We start from the raw sequence: 15,296 nt of genomic DNA, 5'->3' as shown, positions 1-15,296 counted from the left end.
TGTGTCACCTGCCTTTCGTCGGCTCAGGTGCTGTGCTGGGTGGTGGACAGGCCGAGGGCCTTGAGGTCGGGCATGGTGCCCTCCTGCGCGGTGCGCAGCGACTCGACGAGGCTGCCCTGGCCGCCGCCGACCCGGGCGAAGGAGTCCTGCATGACCTTCTGGGTGGCGCTCATCCGCGGACCCCAGAGCCACTGGTCGCCGATCTTCTCGGCCTCCTGCTCGAACAGGGTGTAGATGTCCTGACCGCCGTAGTACGAGCGGTCGAAGGCCTCGCGGCCCACCGCGACCAGGCCGGGGGCGGCAGGGTACTGGCTGCTGGTGCCGCTGGAGAGCCGGGCGCGCAGGGAGTCGGGGTGGGAGACCTGCCACTCGATGAACTCCATGGCGGCCTCCGGGTGCTTGCTGTCCTGGGTGATCGCGAAGGTCGAGCCGCCGTGCGTGCCGGTCGAGGGGCTGCCGGTGTCCCACTGCGGCAGCGGCGCGATCCGCCACTGGCCCTGCTGCCCCGGCCGCGCGTTCATCTGGGCGCCGGCGTCCCAGGCGCCGCTGAGCCGGGTCAGGACCAGTCCGTTGCCGATCTGCGCGTCGGACTGCCTGCTCTCGACGGCGTTCATGAAGACGTCGTCCCGGTCGATCAGACCCTGCCAGTACTCGCCGACCCGCCGTGAGGGCGCGTCGGCGAGGGAGACGTTCCAGGCACCCTTCGAGGTGTCGAACCACTGGGCGCCCGCCTGCCACGCGTAGCACGCGAACTGCGTCATCCCGTCGGTCGGGAAGAGCACCAGCCGGCGGTCCGGCGCCTTGCGGTGCACCGTCGCGGCCTGCTCGGCGAACTCGTCCCAGGTGCGGGCGGCTTCGAGTCCGTAGCGGTCGAACAGGTCGGCGCGGTAGTGCATCACCATGGGCTCGACGTCCAGCGGCACGGCGAACACCCGGCGTTCGAAGGTGGTCAGACCGAGCGCCTGCGGGAGCAGCTTGCGGCGCAGACCGTCGCTCATCAGATCGGTGATGTCGCGGGCGACGCCGTCGATGGCGAACCCCGGGACCTGCGGGTACTCCAGGGTGGCGACATCGGGCGCGTTCCCGGCCCGGGCGGCGTTGCTGAGCTTGGCGTAGCCGCCCTGCCCGCCGGAGGGGATCTGCTGGAACTCCACCTGGACGGTGCGGTGGGTGCGGTTGAACGCGTCGACCACCTCCTGGCTGCCGCGCAGGGCGGACCAGAAGGTGATCCGGGTGGTGGTGCCCGTGCGGGCCGACGATGCGCCGTTCCCCCCGCTGCAGGCGCTCGCGGCTCCTGCAAGGGGGAGGGCGGTCATCGCGGCGAGCACGGAGCGACGGCTGGGTCGTCCGGGCATGGCGCCTCCGCGGCTCCTGCGGGTCCGCGCGGGTGCGGACACGACTCTTCGAGACACCGGAATCCTGAACGCCCTATCCCAAACGGTCAATAGATCGATCAGAAGAAAATGAAACGCTCAAACGCTCATTCGTCGAGCGGTTCCGCCAACGGGTCCGTCGAGCCCCGCACCATCAGTCGCGGCAGCAGCTCGATCCGGCGGCCCGGCTGCCGGCCGCCGGGCGCCTCGGCCAGCCGCTGGAGCAGCAGTTCCGCCGCCGCGTGACCGACCTCGGCCTTGGGCGGCGACACGGCCGTCAGCGGGGGCGAGGCAAGACCGGCCACGACGTCGTCGTACGCGACCACCGAGCAGTCCTCCGGCACCCGCACCCCCTCCTCCGCGAGCCGCTGGACCACCATCAGCGCGTCCACGTCGCCGTGCAGCACCATCGCGGTGGCGCCCACCTTGCGCATCAGGGCGGACGGCTCGGCCGTCTCGTCGGCCGAGTAGGGGCCGTCGGCCCCGGCCTCCGGCGCGACCAGCGTCCACGCCCACCGTTCCACCAGGGGATGCGCCCCGGCGATCTCCGTGAAGGCGGCACGCAGCGAACGGGCGGTGGGGCTGTCGTGCCGGGTGGCGACCACGATCCGCCGGTGCCCGAGTCCCACCAGGTGCTCCACCGCCAGGTGCGCGCCGTACCAGTGGTCGGAGCAGACCGAGTCCAGGGCGTGCAGCGCGCTGCCGCGCCACGGGCGGCGCTCCATCAGCACCGTCGGCACCCCGGTCCCGGCCAGCCACTCGTGGTCGGCCTCCTCGTCGGCCCGGCCGCGCCAGCGCGGTGCGATCAGCAGCCCGTCCGCTCCGTCCGCCAGCGCCCGCTCCACCAGCGGGCGTTCGGCACCGGACGCCTGCGGCGCGAGGTGCAGGGCCATGCGCACCCCCGCCCGCTCCAGGACCGTCCGGGCCCCGTGCAGCGTCTCGGTGAGGTAGGAGTGCCGTACGGGGACCACCACGGCCACCCGGTCCCCGCCCGCCGGGACCGGATCGGGGGCCGTCTCCTGGGCCGGCAGCGTCGACCGCACGACACCGTGGCCGCGGCTCAGCCTGCCCTCGCGCGTCAGCTCCTCGACGTCCCGGCGCACGGTGACCACCGAGACCTGCAACTCGTCGGCGAGGTCACGCACCCGCGCGGTACCGCGCGCCTGGACCGCCGCCAGTATCCGCTGGCGCCTGAGATCGACCGGCTCCCGCATCAGGTCTCCCACCCGAGAATGTTCGTTTGAGCGATTCGGCGCCATCATAACGATCGCTCGCAGCGGGTGCCGGTGTCCCTACGGTTCCGGGTCGGTGTCCCTACGGTTCCGGGGCGGCGAGGAGGGGTCCCAGCGGGCCCAGGTCGAGGTTCAGGTCGGAGCGGCTCAGGCCGTGCTGGGCGCACAGGTCGTCCATGCGCTCGTCGAGCAGCATGAGCGCCGTGCCGAGCCGGTCCTCCTGCTCCGCGCTCAGCGTCCCCTCGTCGAAGCGGCGCACGGCCTGGCGCTCCATGAGCTGGCGCAGCAGTTCCACCACGGTGAGGACCAGCGCGGCCAGGTCGTTCGTCACCCGCTCGGGATCCAGGTCGAGGGCAGGGGCGGCACGGTCCCGGGGCGCGGTCACAGCGGCCCGCTGTCCGGCCAGGGAGCGGGCACCCGCTCGTTCACGGACGACAGCAGCGCGTGCAGGGAGATCCGCACCAGGGGCACGTCCGCGACGGCCAGGACCAGATCGCCGCTGACCACGACCCCGGTCGCCAGCACCCGGTCCAGCAGGTCGACCAGGGGCACACCGACCGGTGCGCAGGCCTCAGGCCCGCCCCAGGGCACGGGAGCGGGGCCGGGCGTACGGGCGTCGGGGACGGTCATGAAGGGGTCTCCTGGTCCGGGCCCGGCCGAGGGTCCTCGTCCCAGCGGGCGAAGGAGTACGGGATCCACGGGCCCGAGGCCTCCACCCGCACGGCCGGGTGTGGCCCGTCGGCGGTGAAGCGCGCCAGGGCGGCGGTGAAGCCGGCGCGTCGCGCGTCCTCCACCAGGTAGGCGGTGTTGAGCAGTTGCGGGGCGCGGCGGCCCGTCAGCCGCTCGCTCTGCGGACGGTGCCGCGTCGCGGCGACCGCGTGGCACCGCAGTGCCGCGTCGACGGCCTCCGCCTCGGCCAGCGCCCTGCCGTGGGCGCCCTGCCGTTCGCGCCGCCGTGCGCTGGCCCGGCTGAGGTAGGCACGGCCACCGCTGCCCGGCCCCGCGGAGGGTCCGGTGTCCGTGGGGGCCCCGGGCGCGGCGTCGGCGGCGTGCACCTTCACCGCCCACTCCGTACGGTCCCGGAGACGGTCGAGCAGCGTGTCCAGCACCGGCCGCCGGGCGGCCACCGCCCGCTCGGCGGTCCGGTCGCCGCGGTACAGGGTCGCCATCGGCAGCGGTACGACGGGTCCCCGCCCGGCCGCGGCCTCGACGCCCCGGTGATGGGCGCGGGCGCAGCGCTCCAGGTCCTCGGGCCGGTTGAGGCGCTCGGTCAGCGCCTCCTCGCCGAACAGTGCGGCGGGGACGTCCTGCACGATCAGGCACAGGTCGCCCGCGCGCAGCACGCGCAGCGCGCCGCCCTCCTCGTGCCCCCTCGCGGCCGCCAGCCCGGCGGGGTCGGGCGGGGTCCGGGTGACGGCGAACGCGCACACCAGTCCGGGGACCGCCGGTCCGGCGCCGGACGCGCTCATCGCACCGCTCCCGTCGTCTCCCCGGCCGCGCCCTCCAGGGCGTCCAGACGCTCCCGCAGCCGCGTGTTCTCCTCGGCGAGCGCGTCCCGCGCGGCCCGGGACGACAGCGCGGGGTCGGTCTCCCACCAGTCGATGCCCGCCTTCTTCGCGGTGTCCACGGAGGCGATGAACAACCGCAGCCTGATCGTCAGCAGCTCGATGTCGAGCAGGTCGATCTTGATGTCGCCGGCGATGACGATGCCCTTGTCGAGGACGCGTTCGAGGAGGTCGGCGAGGCTGCCGGAGGGCGGCCCGTAGGGCTCGGTGTCCTGGCCCGGGTACCGGTGGTCGAGGTCGGTCACCGCGTACTCCCCGCGGCGGCGTCAGCGACGGGGGCGGGCACGTTCGTCGTCCTCGTACTCGTCCTCGTACTCGGCGTCGCTTTCGTCGTCGTCCTCGTCCGCATACGGCTCCTCCTCGTCCGGCTCCTCCTCGTCGTACTCACCTTCCTCGTCGTCCTCGTACTCGTCCGCGTCGTCGTCCTCCTCCAGCGCCTCCTCGTGGCTCCTGACGACCTCGCCGTCGCGGATCTCGCCGCGCCAGCCCTCGATCTCCTCGTCGTCCGTCATGGTCACGTGCCGCGCGAAGTGCTTCAGGTCCAGCCGCAGCCGCCGGCCCTGGGCGCGCCAGAGGTTGCCGGTCTTCTCGAAGAAGCCCGCCGGGTAGTACTCGACGACCACGACGACGCGGGTCAGCCGGGGCGCCAGCTCGTGGAAGGTGACGACTCCGTTGGTACTGCCCTTGGCACCCTCGGAGGTCCAGACGATCCGCTGGTCGGGGATCTGCTCCTGGACGGTCGCCTTCCAACTGCGGGTCGAGAAGGCGATCTTGGCGGTCCAGTCCGAGGTCACCTCGTCGTGGGGGCTGACGCTCTGCACGCCCTTGGTGAAGCCGCTGAAATCCTGGAGCTGCGTCCACTGGTCGTAGACGGTACGCAGGGGGACGCCGATGTCGACGGTCTCCATGACGTGCGTCGCCTTGACGCTGCCGCCGCCCTTGGAACCACCTGATCCGCTCTTGGAACCACCGGTCCCGGCCTTGGAACCACCCGTCCCGGCCTTGGAACCACCGCCGTCGGCCGACTCGGTCAGGCGGTCGGTCAGCGAGCCGAGCCGGTCCCCCGCCCGGCCGACGAGTCCGTGCCCCGCGGCGGACAGGTAGCCGCCCAGGGCGTCCTTGAGGTCGCCGAGGGGGGACGGGACGCCGTCGCCCTTCCGGTCGGGGGTCATGCGCGCCCACCCGCGCGCCGGACGCCCGGACCGGCCGTCCGCTTCCCCGGCGCCGCCTTCTTTGCGGCCTTCTTCGCGGGAGGCGCAGCCTTGCGCGGCGCGGCCTTCTGGGCCGTCTTCCGGGGCGGTGCCGGCGCGGGCCGCCGGTCTTCCGCCCGGTCCTCCTCGTCGAAGTAGGCGTCCTCGTCCCAGGTGTCGTCGCTGCCCTCGTCCCGCCGGCCCTCGCCGGTGAGCGCGTCGGTACGGTCGCGGAGCGTGTCCGCGAGGGTGGTGAGCCGGCGGTTCGCAGCGGCGGTGACGGCCGCGCGTCCGGCGGTCAGCAGCTCGCCCCGGACCTGGTCGGTCAACTCCTGGAACTGCGGCGCCCGTTGCAGACTGCCCAGCCCCTGGCCGAGCACCTGGCCGGGGGAGAGGCCGACACGTCGGCCCACCAGGTAGGAGCCGACCGCGAAGGCGAGCTTGGCCTTCTTCGTGCGCCCCAGGAGATAGCCGCCCGCCACGGCGGCCGCCATGGCCGTCCTGCTGTCGTTCATAGGTGTCGTCTCCGCGCTTGACTTGTAGGGGACGTGGGACCGGTGCGCCCGGCCGGGCGTTCGAGGAGGGTGAGGAGGCGCTCCTCCTCCCGTTCGAAGGCCGCCTCGTCGATGGCGCCCTCGTCCAGGGCCCGGTTGAGTGCGGCCAGCCGCGCCTGTACGGCGCGTGGGTCGTGGGCCTGGCGCCTGGCCTCCTGGAGCAGGTGGTCGGCGATCCACGCCGTGCCGCGCACCGGCGCGAGGGGCAGCAGGAGGAGACCGCTCACGATGCCCACGCCTTCACCGGCCGACCGGTGACGCGGGGCGCGGGTCGACGAAGCTGTAACAGGGCAGGGGACCGGTCACGCTGAGGGCCAGCCGGTCGCCGCAGTTGCGGGCCTGGGCCGCCACCGCCTCCCTGAACCGCGGTTCGTCGGCCGAGCGCAGCAGGAACGACGTGCTGAGCACCTGCTCGTCGTCGGTCGCGCCCTGGACCGTACGGACCGCGAGCGGGGCCAGCCGGTCGACGACCTCCCGGGCCGCGCGCCGCGCCTCGCGGCGCACACCGAGGGCGATCGCCTCGCCCAGCCGGACGTTGGCCTCGTAGTCCGGCCGGCGCCGGGTCCGCAGGGCCAGGGTCCGCAGCTTGTCGTCCCGGCGCACCAGATCGGCGAAGTGGCCGGGGACCGCCGTCCCCTTGACGTTGAGTTCCACGCACCCCCGGATGCCGTCGAGCTGCGCCGTCAGGTGGGCCGCGTCGGAGCGCAGTTGGGAGAGCAGGGTGTCGTTGCGCGGGCTGAGGACCGCGAACCGCATGGGCAGCACCGGTCCCTGCGCCGCCAGTTCGTCCAGGACGGACTGGTGGGCCAGCAGGTCACGGCGCCGGGGCCGCAGCCGCGGGGGCGCGGCCGACACCGCGGCGCACAGCCCGGACTCCGTCAGCAGCCGTACCGGGGCGCCGTCGACGCCCGCGCAGCGGGGGGTGCGGACTCCGGCCGGGCTGATGCCGTAGACGTACAGGGCCTTCGGTACCGGGGCCGCCTCGGTAGCGGATCCGGGGGCCGTGGTGGTGGCGGGCGCGGTCATCGGTCCTCCTCCTCGGTGCGCCGGCGGGGGCGGGAACGGGGACGGTCGTCCTCGTCGCGGGGGCGGGCGGCGGGCCGGCTGCGGGGCCGCTGCGTGCTCCTGCCGCGCGTCGCACCCGCGTGGGGCCGGTCTTCCGCCTCCTCCGGCTCCTCCTCGTGTTCGTGCTCGGGCGTGAGGACGTCACGCACCTTGTCGGTCAGGGAGCGTGCCGTTCTCCGGGCACCGGCCCTGCCCACGGTCTTGGCCACCGGGCTGCCGAACATCTCGGGCACGGTCTTGGAGCGCACGTCGTGCTCCAGGTCCAGCCGGTTGCAGGCCTCCGCGAACCGGAGGTAGGTGTCGACGCTCGCGACCACGATGCGTGCGTCCACCTTGAGGATCTCGATGCCGACGAGGGAGACGCGCACGAAGACGTCGATCACCATGCCGCGGTCGAGGATGAGTTCGAGGACGTCGTAGAGGGTTCCGGCGCGGGGCGCGCAGACGACCTCGTCGTCGTAGGTGATCATGCGGTGGTCCTTCCGGGTGCGGGCCTCACGGTCCGCTCACTGGTCCTGGGCCCCGCGCCGGTAGCGCGCGATCCTGCGGTACTGGAGCAGGTCGCCCGCCGGGTCCAGCTCGACCTCGTAGGTGGCGAGCAGACTCGTGGTGTCGGGGATGCGCGCCACCTCCAGCACGTCCACGTTGACGATCCAGCCGCCGTTCTCGCCCCGGCACACGGCGGAGACCCCTTCGAGGTGGTGCCGGATCAGCTCGGACAGGGCGTCGGCGGCGCGCCGGGCGGCGTCCCGGGCATCGCGCACGCCACGCTCGCGCGTGGTGGTGGAAGTGGTGCGGCGCCGTCGCTCGCCAGGTTCTGTCATGTGCCCACTGTGACCGCGGGGCCCGGTCCTGGCGTGCTCGGTTACCCCATCCGGGGCTGCCCCGGGCGGCGGCAGTGCAGGAAGAGGTGTGGTTCCGGCCGGGCGTCCGGGTGGGCCGGGGTGAACATCGACGCCTCCTGCGCCAGCACCTCCAGCCCGGCTTCCTCGACCAGGGCGACCAGTTCCTGTGCGGGGAAGCTGGTCACGCGCACCGGCTGACCCATGAAGGTGGCGTCGACGCCCTCCACGTCCAACGGCACGGTGGCCAGGACCAGATGGCCCCCGGGCTTCAGCAGCCGCACCAGTCGCCGGACGAGGTCCTGCTGTTCCGCCCGGCCGAGCTGGAGCAGCGAGAAGTACACGCAGACGGCGTCGAACGACTCGTCCGCCAGCGGTACGTCACGGATGTCGGCGCACCGGAACGTGGCGGCGGGCACCTGCCGTGCGGCCAGCTCCACCATGACGGGGGAGACGTCGACGCCCAGCACCTCGTGCCCGGCGCCCGCGAGGGTCTCGGCGGTGGGCCGCCCCGTGCCGCTGCCCACGTCCAGCACCCGGCTGCCCGGCGCGAGCCGTGCCAGCAGCCACTCCAGCGAGCGGCGGTGCGTCTTCGACGCGCCGAACGCCTTCTCGTACTCGACGCCCAGCGCGTCGAACGCGGCGGCCGCCCGGGGGTGTGCCTGGTCGTCGGTCACGACGGTCGGTCCCTTCGGTGCGGTGAGCCGGTGCGGTGAACCGGTGCCCCGGCATCGTTCCACCGGGAGCGAGCCGCCGACAAGGGGCCCTTCGGGCGACGCGCGCCCCCGCGCGGGGGAGTCCCTGGCCGCCGTCGGGTACCCCGGTCCGGGCCGTCGCACCTGCACCATCCACCACGGGGCGGACCGCTCACCGCGGACGGGCCCCGGCAAGGGCCAGGTCCACCAGCCCCCGTACGAGCACGTCGTCCAGCGGCGCCCCGCTCAGCAGCACCCGCACGAACAGCGGACCGCTGACCGCCTCGATCAGCAGCCCGGCGTCCGTGTCCGCGGCCAGCTCGCCCCGCTCGACGCCCCGCCGCACCATCACCACGGCGCGGTCGAGGCGCTCGCTCCAGTAGGGGCCGCGCCGGTCCTCCAGGGTGTCGTCGTGCTCGACGCTCAGCCGCAGCAGCGCCCGGCCCTGCGGGGTGCCCAGCAGGCGGGCCAGGGCGGAGAAGAACGCCAGCAGGTCGTCCCGCACCCGCCCGGTGTCCGGGACCGGCAGCGCGGCGTCCAGCTCCGTCGTCAGCGCGTCCAGGATCAGGCTCTCCCGCGTGCCCCACCGGCGGTACACGGAGGTCTCGTGCACCCCGGCCGCGCGGGCCACGGCGCCGACCGTCGCGCCCGCCAGGCCCTGGCTCGACAGCAGCTCCACCGTGGCCGCCAGTACGGCCTGCCGCATGCGCTCCCCACGGCGGCGCAGGGGCGGGGCGGGGGGTTCCGGTGAGCTCATCGGACCAGCGTAAAGCAGCTCGACTTGCATTGGGTGTACGGTTAACGCAAGTCGACCTGCGATGGACCGCTGGGGACCGTCGAGAGGCCGCCGCCGCACCGAGGAGGTCCTGTCATGGCGCAGATGCTCGCCGCCCGCCTGCACGTCCCGAGCCGCACGCTGCGGCTCGACGAGGTGCCCCGCCCGCAGCCGGGCCCGGGGGAGGTGCTGGTCAAGGTCGAGGCGGCCGGCGTCTGCCTGTCCGACGTACACCTCATCGACGGCACCCTCACGCCGCTCCTCCTCCCGGGCGACACGGTCACCCTCGGCCACGAGGTCTCCGGCACCGTCGCCGAGACCGGCGCGGGCGTCACCGCCTGGTCGCCGGGGCAGCGGGTGGTGCTGCACGCCGGCGAGCAGCGGGACGGCGTCACCTACACCCGCGGCGTCGACTACGACGGCGGCTGGGCCGAGTACGCCCTCTCCGCCGCCGACGCCATGACGCCGCTGCCGGACGCCATCCCCTTCGAACAGGGCGCGATCATCCCGGACGCCGTGTCCACCCCGTGGGGCGCGATCACCGAGACCGGGGAGGTCCGGCCCGCCGAGGCGGTCGGCGTGTGGGGCGTCGGCGGCCTCGGCGTCCACGCCGTGCAACTGCTCCGGGCGATCGGTGCCTGCCCGGTCGTGGCCGTCGACCCCAACCCCGTCGCCCGCGAACGGGCCCTGGCCGCGGGCGCCGACCTGGCCCTGGACTCCGCCGACCCCGAGCTTCGGCAGACGGTCCGTGCGGCGACGGGCGGCGCGGGGCTCGCCGCCGCTTTCGACTTCGCGGGCGTGCCGCCGGTGCGGGAGCAGGCGGTCTCCGTCCTCGCGCCCAAGGGGCGACTGGTCCTGGCCGGTCTGACCGACAAGCCGCTCACCGTCACGGACGGGACCCGGTTCAGCTACCTCCAGCAGCGCATCCTCGGCCACTACGGCTCCGACATGCCGGTGGCCCTGCCGCAGCTCCTGCGGCTGATCCAGGGCGGACGGCTGGACTTCTCCGGGTCCGTCAGCGGGGTGCTGCCGCTCGCCGAGGCCGCCGCGGCGGTCGCCCGGCTGGAGAAGAAGGAGGGCGACCCGATCCGGCTGGTGCTGCGCCCGTGAGGTGAGGGAAAGCTGAGAATCCAGCGGCGTTTGAACGCTCCGGCCCCCGGTTCCGTATGGAGCCGGGGGCATCTCACGTCCGAGTCCGTCACGACACAGGAGCACGCCTTGGGACACAACAGGCGCAGACGCCCGACCGGGGCGCGGCGCGCGACCTTCGGAGCGGTCGCGCTGATACTGGGGGGCAGCGGACTGGTGGCCGTGAACGTCTTCGCCTCCGCCACCGAGTCCGGCGAGGCCGCCGTTCCGCTGGGCAGTTCCGGAGTCGCGGCCACCGTCGACTGCCCCGACCCGACCGAGCGGCTCACGGCCGTTCCGGAGCAGGCCAGACCGAAGGTGGACACCGAACTCGCCCAGCTCGACGAGCAGATCGCCACCGCCTATCGCGGGCTTCAGGAAGCCGCCCGCACCGCGGACGACGGCACGCTCGACGAGGGCGCGATCCTCGACCCGCTCCAGAAGGAACGCGCGGCGACGATCGAGCGCATCGCCGCCGCCATCGAGCAGGCGGGCCACCGCCCCGAGGGCCTGGACGCCCTGGCCGAGTGCACCCTGCGCCGCACCGAGATCGCGTCGGCGGACGCGGGGAGCGGCAGCCCGGCGCCGCAGGAGCAGGGCCAGGAGCAGGGACAGGAAGAGGGCCAGGAGCAGGGGCGGCAGGACGGCGAGGGCGAGGCGCCCGGCGGCGGGCAGCAGCAGCCCGGCAACGGCGGACAGGCCGGCAACGGCCCCGTCGCGGCGGACTACGTCGACATCGAATCCGTCCAGCCCGAAGCCGTGCGAGCGCCCCGGCAGAAGAAGGCCTCGACCGGCTCCTTCGCCACCAGTTGCGGAGTCAACGCCGAGGGCCTGTTCAACTCGGACAACCTGATCGCCGCCCCCGGCGTCGGCAACGGCGCCCACCACTTCCACGACTACGTCGGCAACCAGGCCAACGACGCCTTCGCCAGCGACGAGGACCTGGCCGCCGGCGACACGAGCTGCGCCGACCAGGGCGACAAGTCCTCGTACTACTGGCCCGTGCTGCGGCTCCAGAACGGCACCGACGAACAGGACGCCCAGTCACCGGGCGGCGGCATCGAGGGCAACGCGGGCGAGATCGTCACGCCGGCCGAGGTCACGCTGACGTTCCGGGGCAACGAGCGCGGCGAGGTCACGGAGATGCCGCGCCTGCTGCGCATCATCACCGGCGACGCCAAGGCGTTCGTCAACGGCGACACCAACGCGAACGCCTCCTGGAGCTGCACCGGCTTCGAGGACCGGCAGCTGAAGGACAAGTACCCGCTCTGCCCCTCGGGCAGCGACGTGGTGCGCACCTTCACCTTCCAGAGCTGTTGGGACGGCCGCAACATCGACAGCGCCAACCACCGTACCCACATGGCCTTCGCCGCCGCCGACGGCACGTGCCCGGAGGGGTTCCGGGCAGTTCCGCGACTGGTGCAGCGGGTCGTCTACGACGTGGCCGCGCCCAGCCTGGAGGACGGCGGCAGGACCGTTCCGCTGTTCGCCGTGGACTCCTTCCCCGAGCAGCTGCACAAGCCGGTCACCGATCACAGCGACTTCATCAACGTCTTCGACGAGGACCTGATGCGCGAGATGGTCGAGTGCATCAACTCCGGTCGTGAGTGCGGTCCGGACACACCCCCGGGGTCCGAGCCGGGCCAGGGCGGGGAACAGCCCGGCGGTGACGACGGGGGACAGCCCGATGGCGACGGCGGGCAGACCACCGAGCCCCCGGCCGAGCAGACCGCCGAGCCCCCGGCCGAGCAGACCGCCACGGCCTCGGCTCCTGCGGACACCGGCCAGGACGGCCAGGGCGAGCAGCCGGGCGGGAAGGACGCCGGGAACGCCCCGGGCCAGAACACGGAGCAGCGCGAGCAGCAGGACGAAGGGCAGCAGGAAGGGCGGAACGAGCAGCGGAACGACGGGCGGTCCGGCGGGGACGAGCCCGCGCCCCCGGCCGGGGGCCAGGACGCCGGCGCATCCGCGAGCGCCGAGCCCAGGGCCGCGACGACACCCGCCGACGCCCCGAACGACGTGAGCGGCACCGGGTCCGCGCCCGCACCGCAGGCGCAGGGCGGGCTCGCCGAGACGGGTTCCGGACTCGGGCTGTGGCCCGCGGCGGTCGGCGGCGTGCTGTTCGCCGGGGGCTGCGTGCTGTTGCTCCGTTCCAGGCGGCGCGCGCCGTAGCGGCTGTCGGAGCCGCATGAGCGCGGGTGGGCGGGGGTGGTTCCCCGCCCACCCGCCGTTTGGCTCATTCGGGATGTTGCCAATTCCCGCACCCGGGCGCAGCCTGGTCTTCGAACAGAGCTTGGGAGCGCTCCCACTCATGCCTCGCGAGTTCCTGTTCCTCGCTGTCCCCCCACGCGGAAGAAGGATGTCTCATGGATTGTCATGATCGCGCCAAAACAAAACTCGCCGGAAGGGCCCGCCGGGCGGCGACCCTCGCCCTCAGTACTGTGGCCGCGGTCCTGCTCACCCTGATCCCCTGGAGCGGCACGGCCGTCGCCCACGGCTCGGTGGTCGACCCCGCCTCCCGCAACTACGGCTGCTGGGAGCGCTGGGGCGACGACTTCCAGAACCCGGCCATGGCCGACGAGGACCCCATGTGCTGGCAGGCGTGGCAGGACGACCCCAACGCCATGTGGAACTGGAACGGCCTCTACCGCAACGGCTCGGCCGGCAACTTCGAGGCGGTCGTCCCCGACGGCCAGCTCTGCAGCGGCGGCCGGACCGAGAGCGGACGCTACAACTCCCTCGACACCGTGGGCCCGTGGCAGACCACGAACGTCACCGACGACTTCACCGTCAAGCTCTACGACCAGGCCAGCCACGGCGCCGACTACTTCCTGGTCTATGTCACCAAGCAGGGCTTCGACCCCGCCACCCAGGCCCTGACCTGGGGAGACCTCCAGCAGGTCGCGCGCACGGGCAGCTACGGACCCAGTCAGAACTACGAGATCCCGGTGAGCACCTCGGGCCTGAGCGGCCGGCACGTCGTCTACACGATCTGGCAGGCCTCGCACATGGACCAGACCTACTTCCTCTGCAGCGACGTCGACTTCGGCTGACCCGCGCCACTCCCCGTCCCCCCACCCCCGCCGGTCGCGCCCGCGTCCGGCGGGGACACCGGTCGTGCGACCGTCCGCCGAAGCGCCCCGCGACCGTCCCCGGGTGCGGTATACGTCCCGTCATGGACTACTACGACCTGGGCGGCCACGGGCGCCCGGTGACGACCCCGTCGCCCGAGGCCCAGCGGTGGTTCGACCGTGGGCTGGTGTGGACGTACGCCTTCCACCACGAGGAGGCCGCCGCCTGCTTCGAGGCCGCCGTCGCGGCGGACCCGGACTGCGCCATGGCCCACTGGGGCATCGCCCTCGCACTCGGCCCCAACTACAACAAGCCGTGGGAGGCCTTCGACACCGAGGAGCTGACCCGGACCGTCGAGCGCACCCACGCCGCCGTCGAACGCGCCCACGACCTGGCCGGCCGGGCCACGCCGGTCGAGCGGGCCCTGATCGGCGCCCTGCGTGCCCGCTACCCGCAGGCGAGCGCCGTCGAGGACTGCTCGGTGTGGAACGCGCCGTACGCCGACGGCATGCGCGCCGTGTACGAACTGGTCCCCGACGACCTCGACGTGGCGGCCCTCTACGCGGACGCCCTGATGAACCTGACCCCCTGGCAGCTGTGGGACCTGCGCACCGGGCTGCCCGCGGAGGGCGCGCGCACCCTGGCGGCGAAGGAGGTGCTGGACCGTGCCCTGGCCGCGGAGGGGGGCCGCGACCACCCCGGCGTCGTGCACCTCTACATCCACCTGATGGAGATGTCGCCCACCCCCGAGGCGGCCCTCGCCGTCGCCGGCCGGCTGCGCGGCCTGGTCCCGGACGCGGGGCACCTGCTGCACATGCCCTCACACCTGGAAGTGCTGTGCGGCGACTACCGCCGTGTGGTGTCGGACAACGAGGCCGCGATCGCCGCCGACGAGAAGAGCCTCGCGCGGTCGGGGGCGATGAACTTCTACACCCTCTACCGCGCGCACAACCACCACTTCAAGATCTACGGCGCGATGTTCCTGGGCCAGTACGAGGTCGCCCTCGACGCCGCGGCCCGCCTGGAGGCATCCGTCCCCGAGGAACTGCTGCGGGTGGAGAGCCCTCCCATGGCCGACTGGCTCGAGGCCTTCCTGGCCATGCGGGTGCACGTCCTGATCCGGTTCGGCCGCTGGGCGGACATCCTCGCCCTGCCGCTGCCGGACGACCCGCGCCTGTACTGCGCGACGACCGCGATGCTGCACTACGCCCGCGGCGTCGCCCTCTCGGCCACCGGCCGGGTCGCGGAGGCGGAGACCGAACGCGATCTGTTCCGGGCGGCGGTCGACCAGGTGCCCGAGTCCCGCACGCTGTTCAACAACACCTGCGCCGACATCCTCGCCATCGCCTCCGCCATGCTCGACGGCGAGCTGGAGTACCGCAGGGGCCACCACACCGCCGCCTTCGCCGCCCTGGAGCGCTCCATCGAGCTGGACGACAACCTGCCCTACGACGAGCCCTGGGGCTGGATGCAGCCCACCCGGCACGCCTACGGCGCCCTGCTCCTGGAACAGGGCCGGACCGCCGAGGCCGAGGCGGTCTACCGGGCCGACCTGGGCCTGGACGACACCCTGCCCCGCCCGCTCCAGCACCCGAACAACGTCTGGGCCCTGCACGGACTCCACGAGTGCCTCGTACGGCTCGGCAGGGCGGGGGAGGCGCGGATCGTGGCGCAGCAGCTGCGGTTCGCCGCCGCCCTTGCGGACGTGCCGGTCGAGGCGTCCTGCTTCTGCCGCCTCGACACCGCCCCGGCCGCCGGTGGCGACGCGGGCTGCTGTGCCACCGGCCACTGACGCCGTCCGGCCC

At 73.6% G+C, this 15,296-nt stretch carries 18 protein-coding genes; 4 read left to right on the top strand and 14 right to left on the bottom strand.

Annotated elements, in window-relative coordinates:
• Positions 1–23: 23 nt before the first annotated feature.
• The 14 genes from ACH4D3_RS27935 to ACH4D3_RS27870 all read right to left on the bottom strand — a co-directional run bounded on the left by ACH4D3_RS27935 (position 24) and on the right by ACH4D3_RS27870 (position 9,273).
• Positions 24–1,355, bottom strand: a complete 1,332-nt coding sequence (locus ACH4D3_RS27935) for an ABC transporter substrate-binding protein (RefSeq protein WP_398327317.1) — start codon at positions 1,353–1,355, stop codon at positions 24–26.
• A 125-nt stretch (positions 1,356–1,480) separates the two neighbouring features.
• Entirely contained in the window at positions 1,481–2,587 is a 1,107-nt protein-coding gene (locus tag ACH4D3_RS27930; protein ID WP_398327833.1) for a substrate-binding domain-containing protein, read from the bottom strand.
• A 100-nt stretch (positions 2,588–2,687) separates the two neighbouring features.
• Positions 2,688–2,990: a gas vesicle protein K gene (locus tag ACH4D3_RS27925; RefSeq protein WP_398327314.1), complete on the bottom strand. Its 303-nt coding sequence runs from the start codon at positions 2,988–2,990 to the stop codon at positions 2,688–2,690.
• Complete coding sequence (locus tag ACH4D3_RS27920; RefSeq protein ID WP_385356602.1) at positions 2,987–3,235, bottom strand: gas vesicle protein; 249 nt, start codon at positions 3,233–3,235, stop codon at positions 2,987–2,989. The genes ACH4D3_RS27925 and ACH4D3_RS27920 overlap by 4 nt, the downstream gene beginning before the upstream one ends.
• Complete coding sequence (locus tag ACH4D3_RS27915) at positions 3,232–4,074, bottom strand: GvpL/GvpF family gas vesicle protein (RefSeq protein ID WP_398327311.1); 843 nt, start codon at positions 4,072–4,074, stop codon at positions 3,232–3,234. Before ACH4D3_RS27915 ends, ACH4D3_RS27920 begins: the two co-directional genes overlap by 4 nt.
• Positions 4,071–4,415 carry a gas vesicle protein gene (locus tag ACH4D3_RS27910; RefSeq protein WP_398327308.1) on the bottom strand — a complete coding sequence of 115 codons (345 nt, stop codon included), beginning with the start codon at positions 4,413–4,415 and terminating at the stop codon, positions 4,071–4,073. The genes ACH4D3_RS27915 and ACH4D3_RS27910 overlap by 4 nt, the downstream gene beginning before the upstream one ends.
• Positions 4,416–4,436: 21 nt before the next feature.
• Positions 4,437–5,342, bottom strand: a complete 906-nt coding sequence (locus tag ACH4D3_RS27905) for an SRPBCC family protein (RefSeq protein WP_398327305.1) — start codon at positions 5,340–5,342, stop codon at positions 4,437–4,439.
• Positions 5,339–5,875, bottom strand: a complete 537-nt coding sequence (locus ACH4D3_RS27900) for a hypothetical protein (RefSeq protein ID WP_398327303.1) — start codon at positions 5,873–5,875, stop codon at positions 5,339–5,341. The genes ACH4D3_RS27905 and ACH4D3_RS27900 overlap by 4 nt, the downstream gene beginning before the upstream one ends.
• Complete coding sequence (locus tag ACH4D3_RS27895; RefSeq protein ID WP_398327300.1) at positions 5,872–6,150, bottom strand: gas vesicle protein GvpG; 279 nt, start codon at positions 6,148–6,150, stop codon at positions 5,872–5,874. The genes ACH4D3_RS27900 and ACH4D3_RS27895 overlap by 4 nt, the downstream gene beginning before the upstream one ends.
• Positions 6,151–6,154: 4 nt before the next feature.
• Positions 6,155–6,940: a GvpL/GvpF family gas vesicle protein gene (locus ACH4D3_RS27890; RefSeq protein ID WP_398327297.1), complete on the bottom strand. Its 786-nt coding sequence runs from the start codon at positions 6,938–6,940 to the stop codon at positions 6,155–6,157.
• Positions 6,937–7,449 carry a gas vesicle structural protein GvpA gene (locus tag ACH4D3_RS27885; protein WP_398327294.1) on the bottom strand — a complete coding sequence of 171 codons (513 nt, stop codon included), beginning with the start codon at positions 7,447–7,449 and terminating at the stop codon, positions 6,937–6,939. The genes ACH4D3_RS27890 and ACH4D3_RS27885 overlap by 4 nt, the downstream gene beginning before the upstream one ends.
• A gap of 36 nt (positions 7,450–7,485) precedes the next feature.
• Positions 7,486–7,803 (bottom strand): gas vesicle protein, encoded by a 318-nt coding sequence (locus ACH4D3_RS27880; protein ID WP_398327291.1) that lies wholly within the window; start codon positions 7,801–7,803, stop codon positions 7,486–7,488.
• 41 nt (positions 7,804–7,844) lie between these two features.
• A complete protein-coding gene (locus ACH4D3_RS27875; RefSeq protein WP_398327288.1) occupies positions 7,845–8,498 on the bottom strand; it encodes a class I SAM-dependent methyltransferase in 654 nt (217 codons plus the stop codon).
• A 190-nt stretch (positions 8,499–8,688) separates the two neighbouring features.
• Entirely contained in the window at positions 8,689–9,273 is a 585-nt protein-coding gene (locus tag ACH4D3_RS27870) for a TetR/AcrR family transcriptional regulator (protein WP_398327285.1), read from the bottom strand.
• Between the two features lie 114 nt (positions 9,274–9,387).
• Here ACH4D3_RS27870 and ACH4D3_RS27865 point away from each other — a divergent pair, with 114 nt between their 5' ends.
• From ACH4D3_RS27865 to ACH4D3_RS27850, 4 genes are all read left to right on the top strand, one after another.
• Complete coding sequence (locus tag ACH4D3_RS27865; protein WP_398327282.1) at positions 9,388–10,401, top strand: zinc-binding dehydrogenase; 1,014 nt, start codon at positions 9,388–9,390, stop codon at positions 10,399–10,401.
• Positions 10,402–10,509: 108 nt separating this feature from the next.
• The gene (locus tag ACH4D3_RS27860; RefSeq protein ID WP_398327279.1) at positions 10,510–12,591 is read left to right on the top strand and encodes a DUF1996 domain-containing protein; all 2,082 of its coding nucleotides are present in this window, start codon (positions 10,510–10,512) and stop codon (positions 12,589–12,591) included.
• A gap of 194 nt (positions 12,592–12,785) precedes the next feature.
• Positions 12,786–13,472 (top strand): lytic polysaccharide monooxygenase, encoded by a 687-nt coding sequence (locus tag ACH4D3_RS27855; RefSeq protein ID WP_398327276.1) that lies wholly within the window; start codon positions 12,786–12,788, stop codon positions 13,470–13,472.
• Positions 13,473–13,594: 122 nt separating this feature from the next.
• Complete coding sequence (locus ACH4D3_RS27850; protein WP_398327273.1) at positions 13,595–15,283, top strand: hypothetical protein; 1,689 nt, start codon at positions 13,595–13,597, stop codon at positions 15,281–15,283.
• The last annotated feature ends 13 nt before the right edge of the window (positions 15,284–15,296 follow it).

The organism is Streptomyces sp. NPDC018026 (assembly GCF_044327745.1).
In the GTDB taxonomy this organism is placed as follows: domain Bacteria; phylum Actinomycetota; class Actinomycetes; order Streptomycetales; family Streptomycetaceae; genus Streptomyces; species Streptomyces rubrogriseus.
This window is presented reverse-complemented; position numbering and strand designations above follow the sequence as displayed.

Coding starts and splice junctions, on each gene's coding strand:
- ACH4D3_RS27935 (WP_398327317.1), bottom strand. CDS start 1,355: ATGCCCGGACGACCCAGCCGTCGCTCCGTGCTCGCCGCGATGACCGCC.
- ACH4D3_RS27930 (WP_398327833.1), bottom strand. CDS start 2,587: ATGCGGGAGCCGGTCGATCTCAGGCGCCAGCGGATACTGGCGGCGGTC.
- ACH4D3_RS27920 (WP_385356602.1), bottom strand. CDS start 3,235: ATGACCGTCCCCGACGCCCGTACGCCCGGCCCCGCTCCCGTGCCCTGG.
- ACH4D3_RS27915 (WP_398327311.1), bottom strand. CDS start 4,074: ATGAGCGCGTCCGGCGCCGGACCGGCGGTCCCCGGACTGGTGTGCGCG.
- ACH4D3_RS27905 (WP_398327305.1), bottom strand. CDS start 5,342: ATGACCCCCGACCGGAAGGGCGACGGCGTCCCGTCCCCCCTCGGCGAC.
- ACH4D3_RS27900 (WP_398327303.1), bottom strand. CDS start 5,875: ATGAACGACAGCAGGACGGCCATGGCGGCCGCCGTGGCGGGCGGCTAT.
- ACH4D3_RS27890 (WP_398327297.1), bottom strand. CDS start 6,940: ATGACCGCGCCCGCCACCACCACGGCCCCCGGATCCGCTACCGAGGCG.
- ACH4D3_RS27885 (WP_398327294.1), bottom strand. CDS start 7,449: ATGATCACCTACGACGACGAGGTCGTCTGCGCGCCCCGCGCCGGAACC.
- ACH4D3_RS27880 (WP_398327291.1), bottom strand. CDS start 7,803: ATGACAGAACCTGGCGAGCGACGGCGCCGCACCACTTCCACCACCACG.
- ACH4D3_RS27870 (WP_398327285.1), bottom strand. CDS start 9,273: ATGAGCTCACCGGAACCCCCCGCCCCGCCCCTGCGCCGCCGTGGGGAG.
- ACH4D3_RS27865 (WP_398327282.1), top strand. CDS start 9,388: ATGGCGCAGATGCTCGCCGCCCGCCTGCACGTCCCGAGCCGCACGCTG.
- ACH4D3_RS27855 (WP_398327276.1), top strand. CDS start 12,786: ATGGATTGTCATGATCGCGCCAAAACAAAACTCGCCGGAAGGGCCCGC.
- ACH4D3_RS27850 (WP_398327273.1), top strand. CDS start 13,595: ATGGACTACTACGACCTGGGCGGCCACGGGCGCCCGGTGACGACCCCG.